3 protein-coding genes are annotated in these 2,593 nt (G+C 67.0%); all 3 read right to left on the reverse strand.

Features of this window, described 5'->3' with window-relative positions; genetic code table 11:
* A partial coding sequence (locus B2W70_RS14770; RefSeq protein WP_286746803.1) for an ArnT family glycosyltransferase occupies positions 1 to 967 on the reverse strand: 967 nt, incomplete at its 3' end.
* A 74-nt stretch (positions 968 to 1,041) separates the two neighbouring features.
* Positions 1,042 to 2,082 (reverse strand): glycosyltransferase family 2 protein, encoded by a 1,041-nt coding sequence (locus B2W70_RS14775; RefSeq protein ID WP_058089133.1) that lies wholly within the window; start codon positions 2,080 to 2,082, stop codon positions 1,042 to 1,044.
* 25 nt (positions 2,083 to 2,107) lie between these two features.
* The coding region (locus B2W70_RS14780) for a hypothetical protein (protein WP_286746805.1) at positions 2,108 to 2,593 on the reverse strand (486 nt) is incomplete at its 5' end.

Here is a 2,593-nt window from a genome sequence, read left to right on the forward strand (position 1 = left end):
GATTCATTGATAGCGTGGGTGGTGACACCTGGGTGCTGGCCGCCCACTGGCTGCCCGGGGCCAGCGGTGCTGCCGGCACGCGCCGGGTGCGCCACCAAAGCCAGGCTGCGGCCACGATGGCCACGGGGCCGAGCATCATCAGTTGTCCACCGAGGAACTCCAGCAGCTTGAGCACGCCACCCGAGCGCTCTGATTGCGTGGTGAGTTCCGCCGTGTGCTGAAGCGTCGGGAAGCCGTTGTGCGCATTCCAGACCAGGTTGGGCGAGACGATCAGCAGGGTCAGCGCCACGGCCACCCAAGGACCGACGCGCAACAGGCCTCGGCGCGGGCCGTGCACCCCCCAGAGTGCCCAAACTGCGGTGATCGCGAATGCTGCCATCGTGTACTTGCTCAGGATACCGATGCCGCAAGCGATGCCCAGCAGCACCCAGTGGTGGAAGCGATTGGTGACTTGCGCCCGCCACAGCGCCCATGCGGCCAGCGTCCAGCACAGCAGCAAGGGGGCGTCCGTGCTCGCGAACAGGCCCATCGTGCCGACCATCGGCATGCACAGGAACAAGGCACCGGCGACAATGCCGGTGCGCACACCGCTGCTGGTGGGCCACAGCGCGCGGGCCAGGCCGACCATCACCAGCGCCGTGGCCGGGTAGATCAGCATGCTCAGGAACTTGACGCCAATGACCCCATCGCCAAACAGCGTGGTGCTGGCGCGGATGATCGCGGCGATCACGGGCGGTTTGGAGTAATAACCCCATTGCAGGCTGCGCGACCAGTCCCAGTACTGGGCCTCGTCAAAGAACAGCGAGATGCCACTGTGGTGGACCACCCAGACGCGGTAGGTCAGCAGCAGCAGTGCCAGACCGATCAAAGCCCACAGCATGGGCCCCCAGATGGCGGGCCAACGCTGACCGACGGGTTTGCGGGCTTCTGGTGAAGGCGGCGCGGTGGCAGGCGTTGGAGCGGTCATGGGTGATGCGGGTGCGGTACAGCGGACGGGACGGTCATGCTTGAGCGGACTTTCTGCGAAGTCGACGCGCGGCCTCAGCGTGGCTGGTGCCAGGCCGATTCTGCGGCCAGTTCAGGGCCCTGCGTGGTGTGGTATGGCGCCACATCGCCCCGATCGTAGTAGATGCGGATCAGCAACTCGGCCAGCACCCCCGTCGTGAGGAACTGCAGCCCGCCCAGCACGCAGAAGAAGCCCAGCCACAGCAGGGGGCGGCCGCCGATCTGTTCGCCGAACATCTTGAGCACAGCCAGGTAGGACAGGATCAGCATGCCCACCAGGCCCACGCCCAGGCCCACGCCGCCAAAGAAGTGACCGGGGCGCCCCGAGAAGCGCAGGAAGAAGTTCACCGCCAGCAGGTCGAGCACCACGCGCAGCGTGCGCGAGATGCCGTACTTGGACTCACCTCGGGTGCGGGCATGGTGGCTCACCGGCTCTTCGGCCATGCGTGCCGGTGACGTCACCGTCGCCATCCACGCGGGGATGAAGCGGTGCATCTCGCCATACAGGCTCACCCGCTTGAGCACGCTGGCGCGGTAGGCCTTGAGGCTGCAGCCCAGGTCCTGGAATTCGAGTTGCGTGACCTTGCGGATCAGTCGGTTGGCGATGCGCGATGGCACCTTGCGCAGCCACAGGCCGTCCTGGCGGTTCTGGCGCCAGCCGGCCACCAGGTCCATGTCGTCCCTGAGCAGCCGGGCCACCAGTTTCGGGATGTCCTTGGGGTCGTTCTGCAGGTCGCCGTCGAGGGTCACGATGACGTCGCCACGTGCGGCATCGATGCCGGCCTGCATGGCCGCCGTCTGGCGGAAGTTGCGCCACAGGTGGATGGGGCGCACATGTGGGCCGCGCAGGCGCGCCTGCTCGTCGAGGGCCTGCTGCGTGCCGTCGCGGCTGCCGTCATTGACGATCAGCAGCTCCCAGGGGAAGCCGTAGTTCGCCAGGGCCTCGTGCACGGCGCTCACGAAGGGCTCGACGTTCTCCACTTCGTTGTACATCGGCACCACGATGGACAGGCGGTGCATGGGCACGTCGGCAAGGGCCGAGGCGGAAGTGGCGGCAGAGGTCACAGCAGTGTTCATGGCTTGTTCTTGTGTTTTCGTGTGTTCAGCGGGTGGCGGGCGCGGGCTGGAGCCGGGTCAGCAGCAGCGCGACCACGCCAGCGACCACGGCGCACACCAGGAAGCAGAGGTGCAGCGCGATGGCGGCGGGGATGGCTTGAGTCAGCAGCGCAGAGCCAGTCCCCAGGTTTGTGGCCATGCCGGCCCAGACGCCGGCTTCATAGGTGCCGAAACCGGCTGGCCCTTGCAAGGGCACGATGGCCGCCAATTCTCCACCCAAAGCGCCAGCCCAGGCGATGGGCAACCGGACATCGGCGATGGCAGAAAGCAGGCAGGCCCCGGCGGCCAGTTTGACCACCCAGTTCGACAGCGTGAGCAACCAGGCCGTGATGCGGTGGTGGGCAGACTCCAGCAGGGCATGGCGCAACTTGTTGAGCCAACGCCCCACGAGCCCGGCGGGCACAGAGGCGTCGCTGGGGTGTTGGCGGTCCCAGTTGCGCAAACCTGCAAGCAGCAGCCACCAGCCCAGCAC

Origin of the sequence: Aquabacterium sp. UBA2148, assembly GCF_002328915.1 — a bacterium.
Classification (GTDB): Bacteria; Pseudomonadota; Gammaproteobacteria; order Burkholderiales; family Burkholderiaceae_C; genus Aquabacterium; species Aquabacterium parvum.

Bases quoted from the DNA above. Each gene is read 5' to 3' on its own strand.
- B2W70_RS14775 (WP_058089133.1), bottom strand. From the start codon at position 2,082: ATGAACACTGCTGTGACCTCTGCCGCCACTTCCGCCTCGGCCCTTGCC.